General features: G+C 34.2%; 14 protein-coding genes. 4 read left to right on the top strand and 10 right to left on the bottom strand.

What is annotated here, in order from left to right; translation table 11 throughout:
* Positions 1–85: 85 nt before the first annotated feature.
* Positions 86–1,264, bottom strand: coding sequence for an acyl-CoA dehydrogenase family protein (locus BXU11_RS00155; RefSeq protein WP_078210577.1), 1,179 nt, complete (start codon positions 1,262–1,264; stop codon positions 86–88).
* A 224-nt stretch (positions 1,265–1,488) separates the two neighbouring features.
* On the opposite strand from BXU11_RS00155, the gene BXU11_RS00150 reads away from it, so the two are divergent.
* Both BXU11_RS00150 and BXU11_RS00145 read left to right on the top strand, forming a co-directional pair.
* Positions 1,489–3,192, top strand: coding sequence for a S41 family peptidase (locus BXU11_RS00150; protein ID WP_078210576.1), 1,704 nt, complete (start codon positions 1,489–1,491; stop codon positions 3,190–3,192).
* A gap of 172 nt (positions 3,193–3,364) precedes the next feature.
* Positions 3,365–5,851, top strand: a complete 2,487-nt coding sequence (locus BXU11_RS00145) for an erythromycin esterase family protein (RefSeq protein ID WP_078210575.1) — start codon at positions 3,365–3,367, stop codon at positions 5,849–5,851.
* Between the two features lie 137 nt (positions 5,852–5,988).
* On the opposite strand, the gene BXU11_RS00140 is transcribed toward BXU11_RS00145, so the two are convergent.
* The 3 genes from BXU11_RS00140 to BXU11_RS00130 all read right to left on the bottom strand — a co-directional run bounded on the left by BXU11_RS00140 (position 5,989) and on the right by BXU11_RS00130 (position 7,884).
* Positions 5,989–6,702: a tRNA1(Val) (adenine(37)-N6)-methyltransferase gene (locus tag BXU11_RS00140; protein WP_078210574.1), complete on the bottom strand. Its 714-nt coding sequence runs from the start codon at positions 6,700–6,702 to the stop codon at positions 5,989–5,991.
* 87 nt (positions 6,703–6,789) lie between these two features.
* Positions 6,790–7,314, bottom strand: coding sequence for a ribosome maturation factor RimM (gene rimM, locus BXU11_RS00135; protein ID WP_024979994.1), 525 nt, complete (start codon positions 7,312–7,314; stop codon positions 6,790–6,792).
* A 15-nt stretch (positions 7,315–7,329) separates the two neighbouring features.
* The gene (locus BXU11_RS00130) at positions 7,330–7,884 is read right to left on the bottom strand and encodes a 30S ribosomal protein S16 (protein ID WP_024979995.1); all 555 of its coding nucleotides are present in this window, start codon (positions 7,882–7,884) and stop codon (positions 7,330–7,332) included.
* A gap of 197 nt (positions 7,885–8,081) precedes the next feature.
* On the opposite strand from BXU11_RS00130, the gene BXU11_RS00125 reads away from it, so the two are divergent.
* On the top strand, positions 8,082–8,555 hold the full coding sequence (locus BXU11_RS00125) for a DUF6252 family protein (protein WP_024979996.1): 474 nt from the start codon (positions 8,082–8,084) through the stop codon (positions 8,553–8,555).
* 148 nt (positions 8,556–8,703) lie between these two features.
* Positions 8,704–9,051, top strand: coding sequence for an RNA-binding protein (locus tag BXU11_RS00120; protein WP_024979997.1), 348 nt, complete (start codon positions 8,704–8,706; stop codon positions 9,049–9,051).
* 275 nt (positions 9,052–9,326) lie between these two features.
* Here the strand turns inward: BXU11_RS00120 and leuB are convergent, their stop codons facing one another.
* The 6 genes from leuB to BXU11_RS00085 form a co-directional block, all read right to left on the bottom strand.
* Positions 9,327–10,388: a 3-isopropylmalate dehydrogenase gene (gene leuB / locus BXU11_RS00115; RefSeq protein WP_078210573.1), complete on the bottom strand. Its 1,062-nt coding sequence runs from the start codon at positions 10,386–10,388 to the stop codon at positions 9,327–9,329.
* 112 nt (positions 10,389–10,500) lie between these two features.
* Positions 10,501–12,063 (bottom strand): alpha-isopropylmalate synthase regulatory domain-containing protein, encoded by a 1,563-nt coding sequence (locus BXU11_RS00110; RefSeq protein ID WP_078210572.1) that lies wholly within the window; start codon positions 12,061–12,063, stop codon positions 10,501–10,503.
* A 109-nt stretch (positions 12,064–12,172) separates the two neighbouring features.
* Positions 12,173–12,769 (bottom strand): 3-isopropylmalate dehydratase small subunit, encoded by a 597-nt coding sequence (leuD, locus tag BXU11_RS00105; protein WP_078210571.1) that lies wholly within the window; start codon positions 12,767–12,769, stop codon positions 12,173–12,175.
* A gap of 185 nt (positions 12,770–12,954) precedes the next feature.
* Positions 12,955–13,341, bottom strand: coding sequence for a GxxExxY protein (locus tag BXU11_RS00100; RefSeq protein WP_078210570.1), 387 nt, complete (start codon positions 13,339–13,341; stop codon positions 12,955–12,957).
* 92 nt (positions 13,342–13,433) lie between these two features.
* Positions 13,434–14,828: a 3-isopropylmalate dehydratase large subunit gene (leuC, locus tag BXU11_RS00095; RefSeq protein WP_078210569.1), complete on the bottom strand. Its 1,395-nt coding sequence runs from the start codon at positions 14,826–14,828 to the stop codon at positions 13,434–13,436.
* A gap of 588 nt (positions 14,829–15,416) precedes the next feature.
* On the bottom strand, positions 15,417–18,038 hold the full coding sequence (locus BXU11_RS00085) for a carboxypeptidase-like regulatory domain-containing protein (RefSeq protein WP_078210567.1): 2,622 nt from the start codon (positions 18,036–18,038) through the stop codon (positions 15,417–15,419).
* Between the last annotated feature and the right edge of the window lies 1 nt (position 18,039).

The raw sequence follows: 18,039 nt of genomic DNA, 5'->3' as shown, positions 1-18,039 counted from the left end.
GGTTTTTTTTTGTAAAATTAAAAAAGCTTCCTGTTTCCAAGAAGCTTATGTGATTGATTTTATAAATACTTTAATAGTTGTTTATTTATTTAAATGCGGATATTCCAGTGATATCCATTCCTGTAATTAATAAATGAATATCGTGGGTACCTTCGTAAGTAATCACTGATTCTAAGTTCATCATATGGCGCATGATAGAATATTCGCCTGTGATTCCCATTCCGCCTAGCATTTGTCTTGCTTCACGAGCAATATGAATCGCCATATCGACATTATTTCTTTTGGCCATTGAGATTTGAGCAGAAGTCGCTCTGCCTTCATTTCTCAAGACGCCTAATCTCCATGTAAGCAATTGCGCTTTGGTGATTTCAGTAATCATTTCGGCTAATTTTTTCTGTTGTAATTGGGTGCCTGCGATAGGTTTGTCAAATTGAATACGCTCTTTGGCATAACGCAAAGCAGTATCATAACAATCCATAGCAGCTCCAATGGCGCCCCATGCAATTCCGTAACGAGCAGAATCTAGACAACCTAGTGGTGCGCCTAATCCAGATTTGTTAGGCAAAAGGTTTTCTTTTGGGACTTTTACATTGTCAAAAATCAATTCTCCAGTAGCCGAAGCTCTCAAAGACCATTTGTTGTGGGTTTCAGGAGTGGTAAATCCTTCCATACCGCGTTCTACGATTAAACCGTGAATACGTCCTTCTTCATTCTTTGCCCAAACTACAGCAATATCAGCAAAAGGAGCGTTAGAAATCCACATTTTCGCACCATTTAATAAATAGTGATCGCCTTTGTCTTTGAAGTTGGTGGTCATTCCGCCAGGATTAGAGCCGTGGTCAGGTTCCGTCAATCCAAAACAGCCCATGAATTCTCCGGTAGCTAGTTTGGGTAGGTACTTCATACGTTGTTCTTCGTTACCGTATTTCCAAATAGGATACATTACCAAAGAAGATTGTACAGATGAAGTAGAACGCACGCCAGAGTCACCACGTTCAATTTCTTGCATGATCAATCCGTAAGATATTTGATCCAATCCAGCGCCTCCATATTCAACAGGAATGTAGGGTCCAAAACCGCCAATTTCTCCCAAACCTTTGATGATTTGTTTTGGAAATTCTGCTTTTTGAGCATAGTCTTCTATAATTGGGGATACTTCTCTTTTTACCCAAGCTCTTGCGGCGTCACGCACTAACTTGTGTTCTTCGGTTAATAAATCGTCAAGATTATAATAATCAGGAGATTGAAATAAGTCTGGTTTCATGGTTCGAAAATTTTATGGGAACAAATCTACATAAAGAAATATAACAAAACTAATGTAAATTGTTGTATTTTTATAGAAATACATGACGTTATTGGTGTTTTATTAGATTTTCAATGTAGCAACGAATAGTAGTAGTAGTGTAATTATAGAGGATAAAATTTTGTTAAAAATAATTAGTGTAAGTAAAGTCGGTATATATTTGCTGTCTTAAGTAAAGCCTAATTATGAGAAGAATATTTTTTTGCTTGTTCTTTTTGGTGTCTGTAAACCTATTTTCACAAACAAATCTTCCCGAAGTTCAGAAATACAAACAAGCAGGTTTGGTGTGGGGTTTACTAAAATACCATCATCCAGAGATTAGTAAAGGTAAATATAATTGGGATCTAGAATTCATTACATTATTTGACAAAGTTGTGGCTGTTAAAAATCAAGATGAAATGAATGACTTATTGTTGGGTTTTATTTCGAAATACAAAACGGATAAATTGAAACCAAAGATCCTGAATTCTGAAAAGGTTTTTCTGAAAAATGTAGATTATGATTGGATTGATTCAGCAGTTTTTGGTGCTGAACTCGTAAAAAATTTTATTGAAATAAAAAATAATAGAAATATAAATAACTATTATGTTTCGACTAGCAAGATGTCGAGAATGCTGTCTTTTGAAAACGAAAAAGGATTTAAAGATTTCGATTATGCTATGAAAAGTCATAGAATGCTCTTGTTGTTTAATTTCTGGAATGCCATACAATATTGGGATGTTAATAAATATTTAATGGATACCAAATGGTCTGATAATTTAGATGCGCTGACTCAAGAGTTTTTGAGTGCTGATACCAAATTAAAATTTGAGTTAGTGAAGTTAAAACTGATTTCGAAATTAGACGATTCTCATTCAGTTACTTTGTCGGTAGATGTTGGCAATTCATTTTTTAGTTATAAACCTGTTTTTTCAGGAAAAATATTGAATGATTCCATAGTGATTGATAAAATAAAGAATAAAAATTTAGCCAAAAAAGATGGAATTGAATTAGGTGATGTTATTGTAAAAATTGAAAATAAGAATATTTCAACTTATTTAAATGAAAAATGTACCAATTTATTTTCAGTTTCTAACTTAAATTATTTGAAGCGACGGGGAAGTCATGATGAGGTTTGGTTTGTATATAATTTGCTTTTAAGTAATAATAAAGATTCAATTAATGTAGATGTTGTGACAAGAAAAGGAATACGTGAGAATAAATATATTCATCTTCATAAGGGTAATCATTTTACTGATTTTGAGACACTTGGTAGTCTGAAAAAGGAGAAATGGTTTTATGTGCAACCTAATATTGCCTATGTGAATCTAGAACAAATAACCAAAAAAGAACTAGATCTTGTTTTTAAACAAGTAGCGAATACCAAAGGATTGATTTTAGATTTAAGAAATTACCCTAAAAGTGTTTCTAATAATGATTTGGCTAAATATCTTTACCCTGAGAGAAAAGAGTTTATAAAAGTTCTTTTTCCCATTGAAAACAATCCTTCTTATGGAGAATATGATGGCGAAGCTCCTTTAAAATTGATAATGAATCCTTTTAATGCAGGAAGCAGTAATTCAAATTATTATAAAGGCAAAGTTGTTTTGCTTGTGGATAGAACAACACAGAGTAAAGCAGAATATATTGGAATGGCAATTCAGCAAGCTCCAGACTGTACAACGTTAGGGGAACAAACCGCCGGTTCGCCACTTAATATAGTTAATTATATGATGTCTGATAAGACTAATGTTAATTTTACAGGTCTTGGAGGTTTTTATCCTAGCGGGGAAGGTGTGCAAAGAAATGGTTTGCATATAGACCATTATATTAACGAGAGTGCTAAAAATTATGATCCGGAATTGTATATAAAGGAAGCGATACGTTTAATAGAGAAATCAAGTATTTGAAATAAGAATACAAATTACATCTTCAAATAAAAATCCTTAGTTAATTCAATATATTCTCGGGTGTATATGTATCTTGCGGTTTTGATAAGCAATTCAATTCGTCAATTTGTTTGCTAGTTTGATTTTTTTTTTAAAGAAAACTCAAACTCAGCTTTAACCATTATATGTTTATATGAGATTTTTTGCACTTTGTTTTTTTTTTATTAGTCCTTATTTCATTTTCTCACAGCAAGCTATAGGTGCAAAATCCTATGTAGTAAATAACATAAACAATTATTCTTTTTTGGGAGAAGTTCTAAAAGACAAGAATGTTGTTTTATTAGGAGAACAAACCCATGGTGATGGAGCTACTTTTGATGAAAAAGTAAATATTGTGCAACATTTGAGTAATACATTAGGGTTTAATACAATTATTTTCGAAAGTGGCTTGTATGAAAACTATAAAGCCTGGAAATTATATTCTACGAAGAAAACCTATTCATCTATTTATAATGGAAGTATATATTCTTTATGGTCTAACACACAATCATTTCAAAGATTATTAGATCATATTGATAGAAGAGCAATTTTGAAGGATACTATTAAAATTCTTGGTTTTGATTCTAAAGAGAAAGGGCAGTTATTTGAAAAATATTTTATGACTGACCTTAGAAAAACATTCCAAAATCATCAAATTGTTATAGGAGATACTACTTATACAGCAATAGAAAAAGCTTTTATTGCAAAGGATTTAAAGGGATTTGCAACAAATAAAAAGGATTCTACTGATTTGTATCGACAGTATGATTTGGTTCTAGGTTTGTTTAAGAAAATGCATGGTCTCAGTAAAGACGATAAGATGATTAAGCAAGTATTCTTGAGTCAAATTGCTCAAGTGGATTTTGAAATAAAGATTTTGCAAAAACAGAGAATAGCTGTGCAAAATCCTAGAGATTTACAAATGGCTAAAAATCTGATATTTTTGACGGAATTGTATCCGAATGATAAGATGATTTGTTGGGGAGCATCCTATCATTTTTCAAATCGCATTAGAGATTTTGAATATACCGATATTACAGAGCGTTATCTGGTTGATCAGATTGCTTTAGAGAATGGAATTTCAAAGAATCGTGATGTATCCATTGAGGAAGTGAAATCTTTAAAGAATGCTGTTCCAATGGGCGAAATTTTAAAAAATCATTTTAAAAATAAAATATACAGTCTTGCTTTTTCTTCCTATGAAGGAGAATATGGAATTGTTGGAGACAAACCTTTCACTATTTTATCACCTCCATTGAATAGCATTGAAAAGAAACTGGCAGAAGATAACAATGTCAAAGTTTTTTTAGATTTTGACAAAAAGGATACGAGGAGTTATTATTGTTCAGCATTAGGGAATATGCCAATAAAGGCAAATTGGAATTCTGTTTTTGATGGGTTGTTATTTATCAAAACATCATATGCTCCCATATATAGTAAATACATAAGAACGGATGGTTCCACTAGTGATAGCGGAACTTTTACAGTATCTGGTGTAATTAAAGATGCTGAAAGGGATACGTTTATTCCTAATGCGGACTTATATCTTGTCAATTGTAATAAAAGCGTTGTGGCTAACGATAAAGGAACGTTTCAGTTTACTATTCCGCGAAGTAGTTTTAATGATAAATTGATTATTGCTGCGATGGGCTATTACTCAGATACTCTAACGGTTTCACAACTGGAAAAAGCCAAAAACACCTTGATGGAAATTAAGCTAAAAAAAGAAACAGCTGTGGATGTTCCGTTAAGTGAAGTCACTATTTCATCAGCAAAAAAGAGAATGAGCTCATTATCTGCCAAAGCAATTTTAAAAAAGGTCAAAGAAAAAATAGAAGACAATTATTATCAGAAGCCTTTTAATCAAAAATTCTTTTTTAGAGCTAAAGCAAGTAAAGATGATGCTATTACAAATAGTGAGGAAGCATTTGTAAATACCTATAGTCCAAATGGAATTGTGGTTTCACAGGATGCGGCAAGTAATTATTTTGGAGAAATACTGCAATACCGGAATACGGTAAACAGTACATCAAAAGGGAATTGGGAAGGTGTAGGTTTTTTAGGTGTAATTATTTTTAGAAACATCTTGTTAAGTAATCAAAACGTACTTTATAAAACGAAGTCTTTTGACCTAAAAAAGGAAAAAAGCGTTGAATATAATGGCAGAACTGTATATGTGATTAGTTTTACAAACATTGCTCCAGATGTTTTTACAACAGGCTTTGGGAACCCGACTCCTAAATCTGCATCAGGATACATTTATATAGATGCAACTTCTTTTGCGGTATTAAAATTCGAACATTATGTGGTTTTACATCCTGACAGACCCAATGATGATGAGAATGTAAAAATAGAATCGACACATAAGATTACAGAAACGTTTAAGTTAGTAGAGGGCAAATATTTTATAAATTATTGTAATGTAAAGGTAGAGAGTAAGTATTTTGCAATAAGGGATAAGAAATTCTTGAGTCAGTCTTATGCAAATTATGATTTGATGTCTATAGATATAAATACTAATAATGTAGAGATTATCAATCGCCCAATAGACCGATTAAAGTTAGGAGTTGAACTCAAAGAAGATCCAGAATATTGGAGAAATAATAACTTTATTTTAGAGGACGGTATATTGGATTTTTAGTTGTTTCATTAGTAGTAAAAACAAGGAATGGCTTTTAAAATTGGATAAGGAAAAATTAGCAAAACCTTTTGGAGGTCTTTAAAAAAGAATTACGGCCAATAAGTAAGCATATACAGTTGACTTGTAAAAAGGAATAACTACATCTTCAAATAAAAACCCTTAGTTAATTCAATATATTCTGGAGTATAGACGTGTCTTGCGGTTTCGATAACCAACTCGTCAATTGCCAAGTCAGTAGTTTCATTTCGGCTAAAAGCCAGTAAGCTACGTTTGATTTCTGTAGTAGGTGTTCCTTTTACTCGAGTAATTTTTAAAGGATACAATTCGAATTCGTTGGCCAAAGCAATAAAATTTTCTTCTTCTTTGAAGGGAATAATGATTGCAATAATCCCGTGTTCAGAAAGTAGTAAATCTGCAGCTTCGAGTAATTGTTCAAAGGGCATAGCGTCTTGAAATCGGGCCAAGTCGCGTGATTCATTTTCAGTTTTGTAATCTTCAGAATAGAAAGGTGGGTTGGAAACAATCAAATCATATTCGTCTTCGGGCTCTTCTATAAATTCGTCCAAACCGGCATGAAAACAGAACAATCTATCGTTCCAAGGTGAATTTTCGAAATTATCGGTTGCTTGCTCGTAAGCAGCTTCGTCAATTTCTAAAGCGTCAATTTGCTGTGCTGTGCTTCTTTGTGCCAACATCAAAGCGATAATTCCGGTTCCAGTGCCAATGTCTAAAACGCTGAAAGGATGATTGTGTATTGGAGCCCAAGCGCCCAATAGTACGCCATCGGTACCAATTTTCATAGCACAACGGTCTTGTTCAATAGCGAATTGTTTGAATTGGAATTTAGACATGAAAAATAATAAAAATTAAACCATTAAGAAAATAAGGGAATTAAGAATAAAACTTAATGAACCTTAATTTCTTAATGGTTCAATAAATTAAAGGTACATTTCAATTAAGCCTTCTGGCAAATCCATGATGATTTTTTTGTTTTCGCGGTCTACTTTTACCAAGAAATGGTCAATCATTGGGATTAAGATTTCGGCGTCGCCCTTAAGTACTTCGAATAAAGGTTGTGCTGTAGTGTCGTTGATAGATTGAATTTCTCCAACGTATCCTAAACGTTTGTCTTCTACTTCAAAACCAATTACTTCGTGAAAATAGAATTTGTTTCCGCTTAGTTTTGGAAGCATTTTTAAAGGAAGATAAAGGTCACTTCCAATGAGTGCATCAGCTTGTTCTTCGGTAGTTATGTCCTCAAAACGGATGCGTAGAAAGTCGTTTTTGTGCAGTGAACTACTTTCAATAAAAAAAGGAACCAAGTGTTTGTTGTGATCAACAAACACTGATTCCAAGTTTTCGTATAACTCAGGTTCATCCGTGTCTAAATAAGCTAGGAGCTCCCCTTTGAAACTAAATTTTTTGGCTATTTTGCCTAAATAGAAACAATCTTCTTTACGCATTGTCGCCTTGTAAAATTATGCTTCAGTTGTTTCGTTATTCTCTTCTGCAGCTGGAGCTTCTTCAGCTTCAACTTCAGCAACTTCTTCAGCAGGAGTTGCAGCAGCAATAGCGTCCGCCTCAGCTTGCGCTTGAGCAGCTAAACGTTTTGCATTAACTTCTTGTTCTGCTTTTAAAGCTTTAGTTCTTTCAGCAGCTTGTGCTTTAGTCAAACCTTCTTTTTTAGCGTCAACTTTTCCAGCTTTAGCTTCTAACCAAGCAGCTAATTTAGCATCAGCTTGTTCTTGAGTTAAAGCTCCTTTACGAATACCTCCATCAAGGTGGTGTTTCAATAAAGCACCTTTGTAAGAAAGAATTGCTCTTGCAGTATCAGTTGGTTGAGCACCATTGTGCAACCATTTCACTGCACTATCCAAATTTAATTCGATAGTTGCTGGGTTAGTGTTTGGATTGTAAGTACCGATTTTCTCTAAGTATTTACCATCTCTTTTTGAGCGAGCGTCTGCTGCTACAACCCAGTAAAAAGGTTTTTGTTTTTTACCGTGTCTTTGTAATCTAATTTTTACTGACATAATCTTGTGATTAAATTTTGAGGTACTCGACCTCGATTAATTAAGGGTGCAAAGATACATTTTTTATTTAAAAAAACTATACTGGTCTATAATATTCATATTTGGATTTTTAATAACGACTACTTATGCCTTTTTTTATTGTTTGAATTAAAAAAACTATAGATTTGTAGTGAATCAAATTCATCTAATTTAATAGAATGAAAAAAATACTTTTTTTTGTTGCTTTAGCTTTAGTTATGAGTTCTTGCTCAGACGATGTGGTTTTCAATAATCCTTCTGTTCAAGGTTTGAAGGACAATGTTTTTTGGCGTGCCCTTAAAAACAAAGCCGTTTTGTCTACAGATGGAAGCGTTGTAATAGAGGCTGTAACCTTGAATGAAACCTTACAATTGCATTTTCCTTCAACACAAATGCAAGAAGTTGCATTGGATAATGCCGCTACAGCATATGTTATCTTCGAGTCTAAAGCGACTAGTCCTTCGCTAGTTTTTTCTTCTAAAGTGGAGGAGACTAGCGGTACAATTAGCATTACGGAGTATGATGCTGTAAATAAAACGATTACAGGAACTTTTAAATTTGTGATGCGTAAACCAGTCTCTGTCGGAGGAGTTGCTCAAGAATTGTATTTTTCGCAAGGAGTTTTTTACAAAGTGCCAGTGAGCAAAGAGTAGGCAACTTGGATTAAATCGCTTAATTTTGAGCGGGTTACTTTATTGTTGACATTGTTGTTTTTTCACAATTATTGTATAAATATTCTAATATATAGTAGATTAGAATAAAATAAGACTACATTTGTCTCATTATTATAAATAAGTACATATGAACATTTTTGTTGGAAGTCTTCCATTCAGTATTGAGGAAGCAGATTTAAGAGAGTCTTTCGAAGCTTACGGAGCAGTAGATTCAGTTAAAATTATAACGGATAAATTTACTGGTAGAAGTAAAGGTTTTGGTTTCGTAGAGATGCCAAACGACGCGGAAGCTCAAAAAGCAATTGACGAATTAAACGGTGCTACCGTTCAAGGACGTGCAATTGTTGTAAACAAATCTGAGCCAAAACCAGAAGGCGAAAGAAGAAGTTTCAACAACAACCGTGGTGGTGATTCACGCGGAGGTTACGGAGGCGGAAACAGCCGTGGTGGAAGCGATAGAGGAGGAAGATATTAATATTTTTTTTCAAGCTATAAAAAAAGGTGTCAATGAAAATTGACACCTTTTTTGTTTCCTCACCCCCCGCCCTCTACTAAGGAGAGGGAGCTGAAGAATGGTTTTTTATTGGTCTCAGATTAGGGTTTAAAACCCTGCAATTTATTGCAGTACTTTAGTAATGCGAAAAAATATAATCTTTGACTTTTTAGTATAGATAAAAAGTTTTCAAAATTGAGAGACTTTCAGTCTCTCGTCAAACAAACCTCTGCACTTTCAGTGCAGAGTGGTTTAGTTTACAGATTAGCGACCAACCAGTCACCAATTTCGCTTGTTTTATAGGCTTTACTTCCTTTGGCAGCTAAGTCTTCGGTAACAACGCCTTCTTCTAGGGATTTGTTGACTACAGATCTTATGGCTTGCGCTTCTTCTTTTAATCCAAAAGCATCTTCAAACATCATTGCGGCAGATAAAATAGTAGCCAATGGATTTGCAATGTTTAGTCCAGTTGCTTGTGGATACGACCCGTGAATGGGTTCGTATAATGAGGTGTGCTCTCCAACAGAAGCTGAAGGCATTAATCCCATAGAACCTGAAATTACAGAAGCTTCATCAGTTAAAATGTCTCCAAATAAATTTTCGGTAATCAATACATCGTAAGAGTTAGGCCATTGCACCAAACGCATAGCGACAGCATCTACAAATTCATAACTCACTTCTACTTCTGGATAGTCTTTGGCCATAGCTTGAACCGTTTCTCTCCAAAGACGAGAGGTTTCTAGTACATTAGCTTTGTCTACACAGCATAATTTCTTAGAACGTGTCATCGCTAATTCAAAACCTTTTTTGGCCAATCGTTGTACTTCGGCTCTGGTGTACACACAATTGTCAAAAGCAGTTTCACCATCATCTCTTCTTCCTTTTTCACCAAAATAAATTCCACCAGTAAGTTCTCTTAAGAAAACTAAATCTGTTCCTTCGATACGCTCTCTTTTTAAAGGAGAATTGTCAATCAATGAAGGAAAAGTAAACGTTGGACGTACATTGGCAAACAATCCTAGTTTTTTACGCATTAAAAGCAAACCTTGTTCAGGGCGAACGGGTGCGCTTGGGTCGTTATCATATTTTGGATGTCCGATGGCTCCAAACAAAACCGCATCGGCTTTCATGCATATTTCGTGTGTTTCGTCTGGGTAAGGCACACCAACAGCATCAATGGCACAAGCACCTGTTAAGGCTGGCGTCCAAGTGATGTCGTGATTGAATTTTTTCGCAATAGCATCAGCTACTTTTACGGCTTCGTTGATGACTTCTGGTCCGATGCCGTCTCCGGCTAAAAGGGCAATATTTAATTTCATATAGTAAAGTTTTTTCCTCCCCCCAACCCCCTCCGAAGGAGGGGGAGACTGGATGTTGATGGATTGGGTTTATTGTTTTATGTTTCTTAATTTTGGTATTATTGTTTGATTTTTACGTTTCCGTTTTATCTCCCGCCCCTTCGGGGAGGGTCGGGGAGGGGATTACATTCAACATTTTTTGCGTAGCAACAATGGCTGCCACAGTTTGGTCAGAGTCTAATCCTCGGGTTTTGAATTCTTTTCCGTTTGCTGTCCAAGTGATAACCGTTTCGCATAAAGCATCGGAGCTACTTCCTGGAGGGATTCTAACGGCGTAATCAACGAGCTTAGGTAAAGGCATTTTTTTGCTTTTGTAAATTTTGTTCAGTGCATTCATAAAAGCATCAAATTGTCCATCGCCTTGTGCGTTTTCTTCGATTATTTCTCCATCAATTTTAAGACAAAGTGTAGTTGAAGGGCGCATTCCTTTGGCGTGAACCAAAACATAGGATTGAACCACCACACGTTCTTGATACGACTGACTGTCCAAAACATCAGAAATGATATAAGGCAAATCTTCTTTGGTTACTGTTTCTTTTTTGTCGCCCAATTCAATGATGCGTTGCGTAACGAGTTTTAAATCCTCTGCATTAAGTTGTAGCCCTAGCTCTTGAAGGTTTTTTTCAATATTGGCTTTGCCTGATGTTTTTCCAAGCGCATATTTTCGTTTTCTTCCAAAACGCTCGGGTAATAAGTTGTTAAAATAAAGATTATTCTTGTTGTCTCCATCAGCATGAATACCAGCGGTTTGAGTAAAAACATTATCTCCAACTATGGGTTTGTTCGCCGGAATTCTATATCCAGTAAAAGTTTCTACAAGTTTGCTAACTGAGTACAGAGAAGTTTCTTTGATATTGATTTTTACTTGTGGTAAAAAATCATTGATAACGGCAACGGTACTCTCCAAAGGAGCATTTCCGGCGCGTTCTCCCATTCCATTTACAGTTACGTGTAAACCGCTGATTCCTGCTTTTATGGCTTCCATAACATTGGCTACACTAAGGTCATAATCATTGTGTGCATGAAAATCAAAGTGAACGTTAGGGTATTTTTGTGTTATTTTAGAAATGAATTCAAAAGTATCCGAAGGAATTAAAACACCTAATGTATCCGGTAATAAAATTCTTTTAACGGGTTGTTGGGTGATGAAATCCAAATATTGAAATACATAATCGGGAGAATTGAGCATGCCGTTGCTCCAATCTTCGAGATAGACATTGGTGGCAATTCCGTTTTGATTTGCGAGTTCGATTGCTTGTGCAATTTCTGCAAAATGTTGTTCAGGTGTTTTTTTTAATTGGTGGGTCAGGTGATTTAGAGAACCTTTCGTTAAAAGATTTTGTACTTTGGCTCCGGCTTTTTTCATCCATTCAATAGAAATTCCTCCATCAACAAATGATAAAACTTCTATTCTGTCAGTATATCCCTTGGTAATCGCCCAGTCCATAATGCCTTTTACCCCTTGAAATTCTCCTTCACTTACACGTGCCGAAGCAATTTCGATGCGGTCAATGTGTAATTCTTCTAATAATAATTGAGCAATGGTTAGTTTTTCTGCAGCCGAAAACGATACGCCCGAAGTTTGTTCTCCGTCGCGTAAAGTAGTGTCCATTATTTCAATCTTTTTCTGTTCCATTGGGGAATTATTTTCGGATTAAAGTATCCTTTTTTTATTTAAAGCGAATCCTATATCATTTTAGAAACGATATAGGACAGCACTATTGGGTTGTAAGTAACTTAAGGTTCTATATCAATTGTTTACTCGCAAAATCAACAATTTCTTCTTTGATATTGTTTAGATAATCGATGTCATCAAAACCATTAATCATGTTGTTCTTTTTGTATCCGTTAATGTCAAAAGATTCTTTTTGACCAGTAGCCAATAAAGTAATGGTTTGTTCAAGTAAATTGATTTCTAGTTCAGTTTTTGGATTTGCTTCTATTGCTTTAAAAATAGTATCCGCAAATTCTGGACTTACTTGCACTGGTAAAACTCCAATATTTAAGCAGTTTCCCTTGAAAATGTCTGCAAAGAAACTTGAAACGACCGCTCTAAATCCGTAATCGTAAACTGCCCAAGCAGCGTGCTCTCTTGAAGACCCAGAACCGAAGTTTTTTCCTCCAATTAAGATCTTTCCAGAATAAGTAGAATCATTTAAAACGAAATCGGCTTTTGGTGTGTCGTCTCCATTATATCTCCAGTCACGGAAAAGATTGTCGCCAAAACCTTCACGTTTTGTAGCTTTCAAGAAACGAGCGGGTATGATTTGATCGGTGTCTACGTTTTCTATCGGTAGTGGCACTGCACTACTGGTAAGGATGGTAAATTTATCGTATGCCATAGTATTAAATTTAACCGCAAAGGCGCAAAGGCACGATGCTATATTAATTATTTATTTGTTTTTTTACCGCAAGGACCCAAAGGCGCAATGCTATAATATTTATTTGTTAAAGCAAAGAAGCAAAGGTGCAAGGATAGTTTGTGGATTCTATTTTTTGCGACTTTCCGTCATTGCGGTATTTTTTTTTAATAGTTATTTACAAATCTTTTGAAGCCGTTTTTGATGATCGGGACGTTAAAATTAATTAGAAATCCCATCCTTTTATCGGCTAACTTTAGATATGATATTATCTGTGCTTGATGTACTGGTAATAGTGTATCTACAGATTTTAATTCTATTATGATTTCGTTTTCAACTAAAATATCAATTCTAAATTCTTTTGATAAATCAAAACCTTTAAATTGTAAAGGAATGCCGACTTGACTTTCTGCTGAAATTTTTCTCAACTTCAATTCTTTTAAAAGACACATTTCATAAACTGATTCCAATAAACCTGGCCCCATAATTTTGTGAACCTCAAGACTAGCTGTAAATATTTGTTTGGCTAATTCTTCATATTTATTTATATCCATATTTTCTTAGCGCCTTAGTGTCCTTTCGGTGAATCTTCATATTTATTTATATCCATATTTCTTTGCGCCTTAGTGTCCTTGCGGTGAAAAAATTACATTAATTCCCTTGGATCTGTTAGTTTTCCTGTCACAGCAGCAGCAGCGGCCATTATTGGAGAAGCTAACATTGTTCTTGATCCAGGACCCTGACGGCCTTCAAAGTTTCTGTTAGAAGTACTTACGGCATATTTTCCAGCTGGAACTTTATCGTCGTTCATAGCCAAACAAGCCGAACAGCCTGGCTGACGCAATACAAAACCTGCTTCGGTTAAAATATCTAAAAGTCCTTCTTCTTTGATTTGTGCTTCAACAACATGTGAGCCAGGTACTAACCAAGCCGTAACATTATCTGCTTTTTTGCGGCCTTTAACAATTTCTGTAAAAGCTCTAAAATCTTCTATACGACCATTAGTACAGCTTCCTAAGAAAACATAATCGATTGTTTTGCCAATCATAGTATCAGCTTCATTGAAGCCCATATAGGCCAAAGATTTTTTGTAGGTTTCCTCACCACCTTCTACTTGGTCTGCGCTTGGAATAGATGCAGAAATTCCAATTCCCATTCCAGGATTGGTTCCGTAGGTAATCATTGGTTCGATATCAGCGGCATCAATTGTTAATTCCGCATCGAAAACTGCATCAGCATCCGTTTTCAATGTTTTCCAGTATTCAACTGCTTTCGTCCAAGCTTCTCCTTTTGGAGCATATAGTCTGCCTTCAAGAAAATCAAAAGTAGTTTGGTCTGGAGCAATCATACCTCCACGAGCACCCATTTCGATACTTAAATTACAAACTGTCATTCGGCCTTCCATTGACATTTCTTCAAAAACATTTCCAGCATATTCAACAAAGTAGCCTGTTCCTCCAGAAGTTGTTAGTTTTGAAATGATGTACAAAGCCACGTCTTTTGGTCCTACACCTTTGCTCAATTTTCCATTTACGTTGATACGCATTTTTTTAGGTTTCGGTTGCATAATGCATTGTGTAGAAAGCACCATTTCTACCTCCGAAGTTCCGATACCAAAAGCAATGGCTCCAAATGCACCGTGAGTTGAAGTATGTGAGTCACCACAAACAATAGTAGCACCTGGTAAAGTAATTCCGTTTTCAGGTCCTACCACGTGAACAATTCCATTTTTTTGGTGTCCTAAGCCCCAGTGGGAAATACCATATTCTGTAGCGTTATCTTCTAATGCTTTCAATTGATTAGCAGATAGCGGGTCTTCTACTGGTAAATGTTGGTTTATTGTTGGGGTGTTGTGATCGGCAGTGGCAAAAGTGCGCTCTGGATATAACACCTTAACGCCTCTAGCTTTTAAACCTAAAAAAGCAACAGGACTAGTCACTTCGTGAATGAAATGACGGTCAATAAAAAACACATCTGGTCCATCCTCAATTTTACGCACCACGTGCGAATCCCATACTTTGTCGAATAATGTAGTACTCATTGTTAACTATTTTTTTTTAAGTGTATTGGTCTTTTTTGTTGGGTTGCTGCCCAAAAAGTATAACTTGGAAGGCAAATGTAGCAAACGAATAAAAAGTGTCAATTTTGAAATTTCATTATATACGATACCCAAATTCTTTTTCTATGGTAGATTAGAATTAAAAAAAAATATTTTCTTAGCAGAAAGTTTGTTTGGTTTTGCTAGCATTCAGAAAAAAGCGAGCCTCTTTTTTTAAAATTAAAATCCTTTTTAGATACTGGCTTTTTGTTGAGTTATTTTTAAAACAAGCTATTTTTTTAATTATTTCACTGCATTTCTTCTAACTAAATCTTGTTTTTTGATTAAAAATAGTCAACATAGAGGTGTTTTTGTCTCTAGTAATTAGCGGAATGATAAGGTTTAAAATCGGTGGAATAGGTTCTTAAATGCACTTTCTTTTTGGTCGGAAACTACGACATCCAAAAATGAGATTTAGCGTTTTTTTAATGAAAAGAGTATGAATTTCTTTGGCTTTGGTACTGTAATCTTTACTGTCATTATTCATTTGGGAATAAAAAAAAATAGCCTCTAGTTTCTTTAAAAACGAATTTAAAATCTGTATTTTACGGTAAGTAACAAATATCTTGGCACTAGGTTAATAGTGGAGGTATAAGAAGTATAATTATCTAAGGAAACCAAAGTGAATTCATTTTCATTGGTTAAATTATTGAGCATTATTCTATAAGAAAATCTGCTTTCTTCTGGGTTGTAACTTATAATGGTATTAATAAATGAATAATTGTTGTGGTTCATTTGATAAAACGTACTGTTTAATTCGGCTAGCCATGTTTTAGAAATTTTATAGTTGCAATTAATAAAAGCATCCTTTGTTTCGTTTGTATTTAGGTTTCCTTTGAATAAAGTTTGATAATAATTATAATTGAATCCAAAGTCCAAATTAATTGGTAAATTGAAATAAGTGGTTGCTGAAAAAACATAAGAGCTAAAATAGCTTTTTAGCATACTAAAATCTTGGCTATTTACCTTTGTTATGGTGTTACTCCAGTTTTGGGAAGTTTCTAGCTTGGTGGCTAGTTTTAACTTTCTAAAATAATTTATGAGATTAAATGTACCACTATAGCGATCTCCGCCTTGATTTAGGATGTAGTTTTCAAAGTTAAAATTATCAGTTATTCTATTTTCACTATTTACTACTATTTTCGATTTGATATGCAATAAAGTAGTGTTAATAGAAAAACGTTTTTGATCATTAAACAGAGTATGCTCAAATGAAATCATTTTGTTTTTCAGGAGACCGATTGAATCAGTTCCTTTTATAAAGCTCCTGTAATCATTCAATTGATAGTTAGTTGTTAAGTAGTTTATTTTTGGGAGAGTATTGTTTTCTGAATAAGATAAACTAAAATTTCCAAGACTGGTTTTCTTTGTGTTTATTGAAGCTTTTGGATTAAATATTGCAAAATCATTTTTATATAAATTTCTCTCGAAATGGTTTTGAGTATAATTTATGCTTGCTGTCACATCTATTTTAGGAGAAATAGTATATCGAATCCCATTTTCAATTCCAAAAAGGGATTGCTTCAATCTTGTGTTATTTTCGTATGTTGTTTTCGAAATATCATCTAAAAGAAATTTAGTATCTATTGTCTCCGAATTGTTTTCGTATTGAAGCGATAATACGTTTTCTAATTTCTTGTATTTTGTAATTAACTTGCTTCTTACTCCAAAATACTGATTTGAATTGTTTCCAATCTGTGCTATCAAAGCATTGGGATTTGCATTCAAAAAAGCATTTAGAAAAGGAGAATTTATTTTGTTTTTTTCATTGATTTTGTCGTTTCCAAAATAGATATAATTATGTAATATTATGTTCTCTGAAAGGTTGTAACTATGGTTTAAGTGGTTGTAAAACGTGTGATTTTCAATTTTTGAATTTTGATAAATCTTACTTTCATTAAATAGTAAGTTGGCGTTTATGTTGCTAGGATTGTTTTTGTAAATAAATAAGTTTGTGATATAATTGTTTTGATTGGCAGAATATTTTAATTCTAGTTCACCCGAGGCTAGTGTTTTTTTACTGGAATAATCGCTTAGTTCTGAATTTACAATTGGCATTCCGCCAACATTGTACACGATGTTTGAAATGGAATTTTGTATTTGATTGTCATTTGCAAAATAGCCTACTCCTCGAAGGGTTAAGTTAGGTTTGATTTTTTTTGTAAAACTCAAGGAATTGAAAAAAGCCTTGTTGAAAACACTTTGAGATTTGCTAAATGAACTATTTTCGTTGCTATTAATGTTAAACTGATTGGAACTTTTTTTTTCTATTCTGTCTTCATCAAACAAGGCATTGCTGATGCTCGATTCACTTATTTGTTCTGTGGCTTTTTCTCCAGAATTATTATAATCTGCCAAATAGAAAAATTTTATTTTCTTTTTTAACAATCCCAGATTAATTCCCTCTTTCCATCGGTTTTCAGAAACGATTCCAACTCCAGCCGTGACATTGCCAAACCATATATTTTGTTTGTCTTTTTTTAACTTTAGGTTGAGTGCTACTTTATCTGAATTATTCATTTTCTTCAAAATAGGATTGTCTTCAAATCCATCAATAATTTGTACAGCATCGAGTACTTTAGCATCTAGATTTTTGGATAAAAATTTGTAGTTTTTGTCAAAGAGATCTTCTCCTTCAACCAATAATTTGTCAATGTCTTTGCCGTGCGCTTTGATAGAACCATCTTTTTGTACTTCAATACCAGGTATTTTTTTTAGAATGTCTTCGATAGTTTGCTCGGTTTTGTTGATGAAGGATGCTATTTTTATTGTTGTGGTATCTCGATCAATTTTTATTTTCTGGTTAGATTCAATCACTACTTCTTTAAGAGATTCTGATTTTTCTTCTAGTATAAAAAAATGAGTCAGGTTTTTTTTTGAAGAGCAATCTACTTTTATTTCTTTTTTAGCATAACCCAAACCCGAAACAACAATTGTGATTGTATTATGGGTAGGTTTTTCAAAAGCTATAGTAAAAGTTCCATTTTCCTCGCTGAAAGTGAAGGCTAAAGTGTTTTCAGAATCATCCAAAACCACAACAGAAGCACTTTCTATGCCTCTGTTATGATTGTCTTTTATTGTTCCTGTAATTTTTAATTCTTGTGAGAAAAGTATAACTGGAAAAAGTAGTAATAGTAAGAGTTTAGAAGTCATT

It is taken from the genome of Flavobacterium sp. LM5, assembly GCF_002017945.1.
Classification (GTDB): domain Bacteria; phylum Bacteroidota; class Bacteroidia; order Flavobacteriales; family Flavobacteriaceae; genus Flavobacterium; species Flavobacterium succinicans.
The sequence above is the reverse complement of the archived record's forward strand: the minus strand, read 5'-3'. Positions and strand labels throughout refer to the sequence as shown.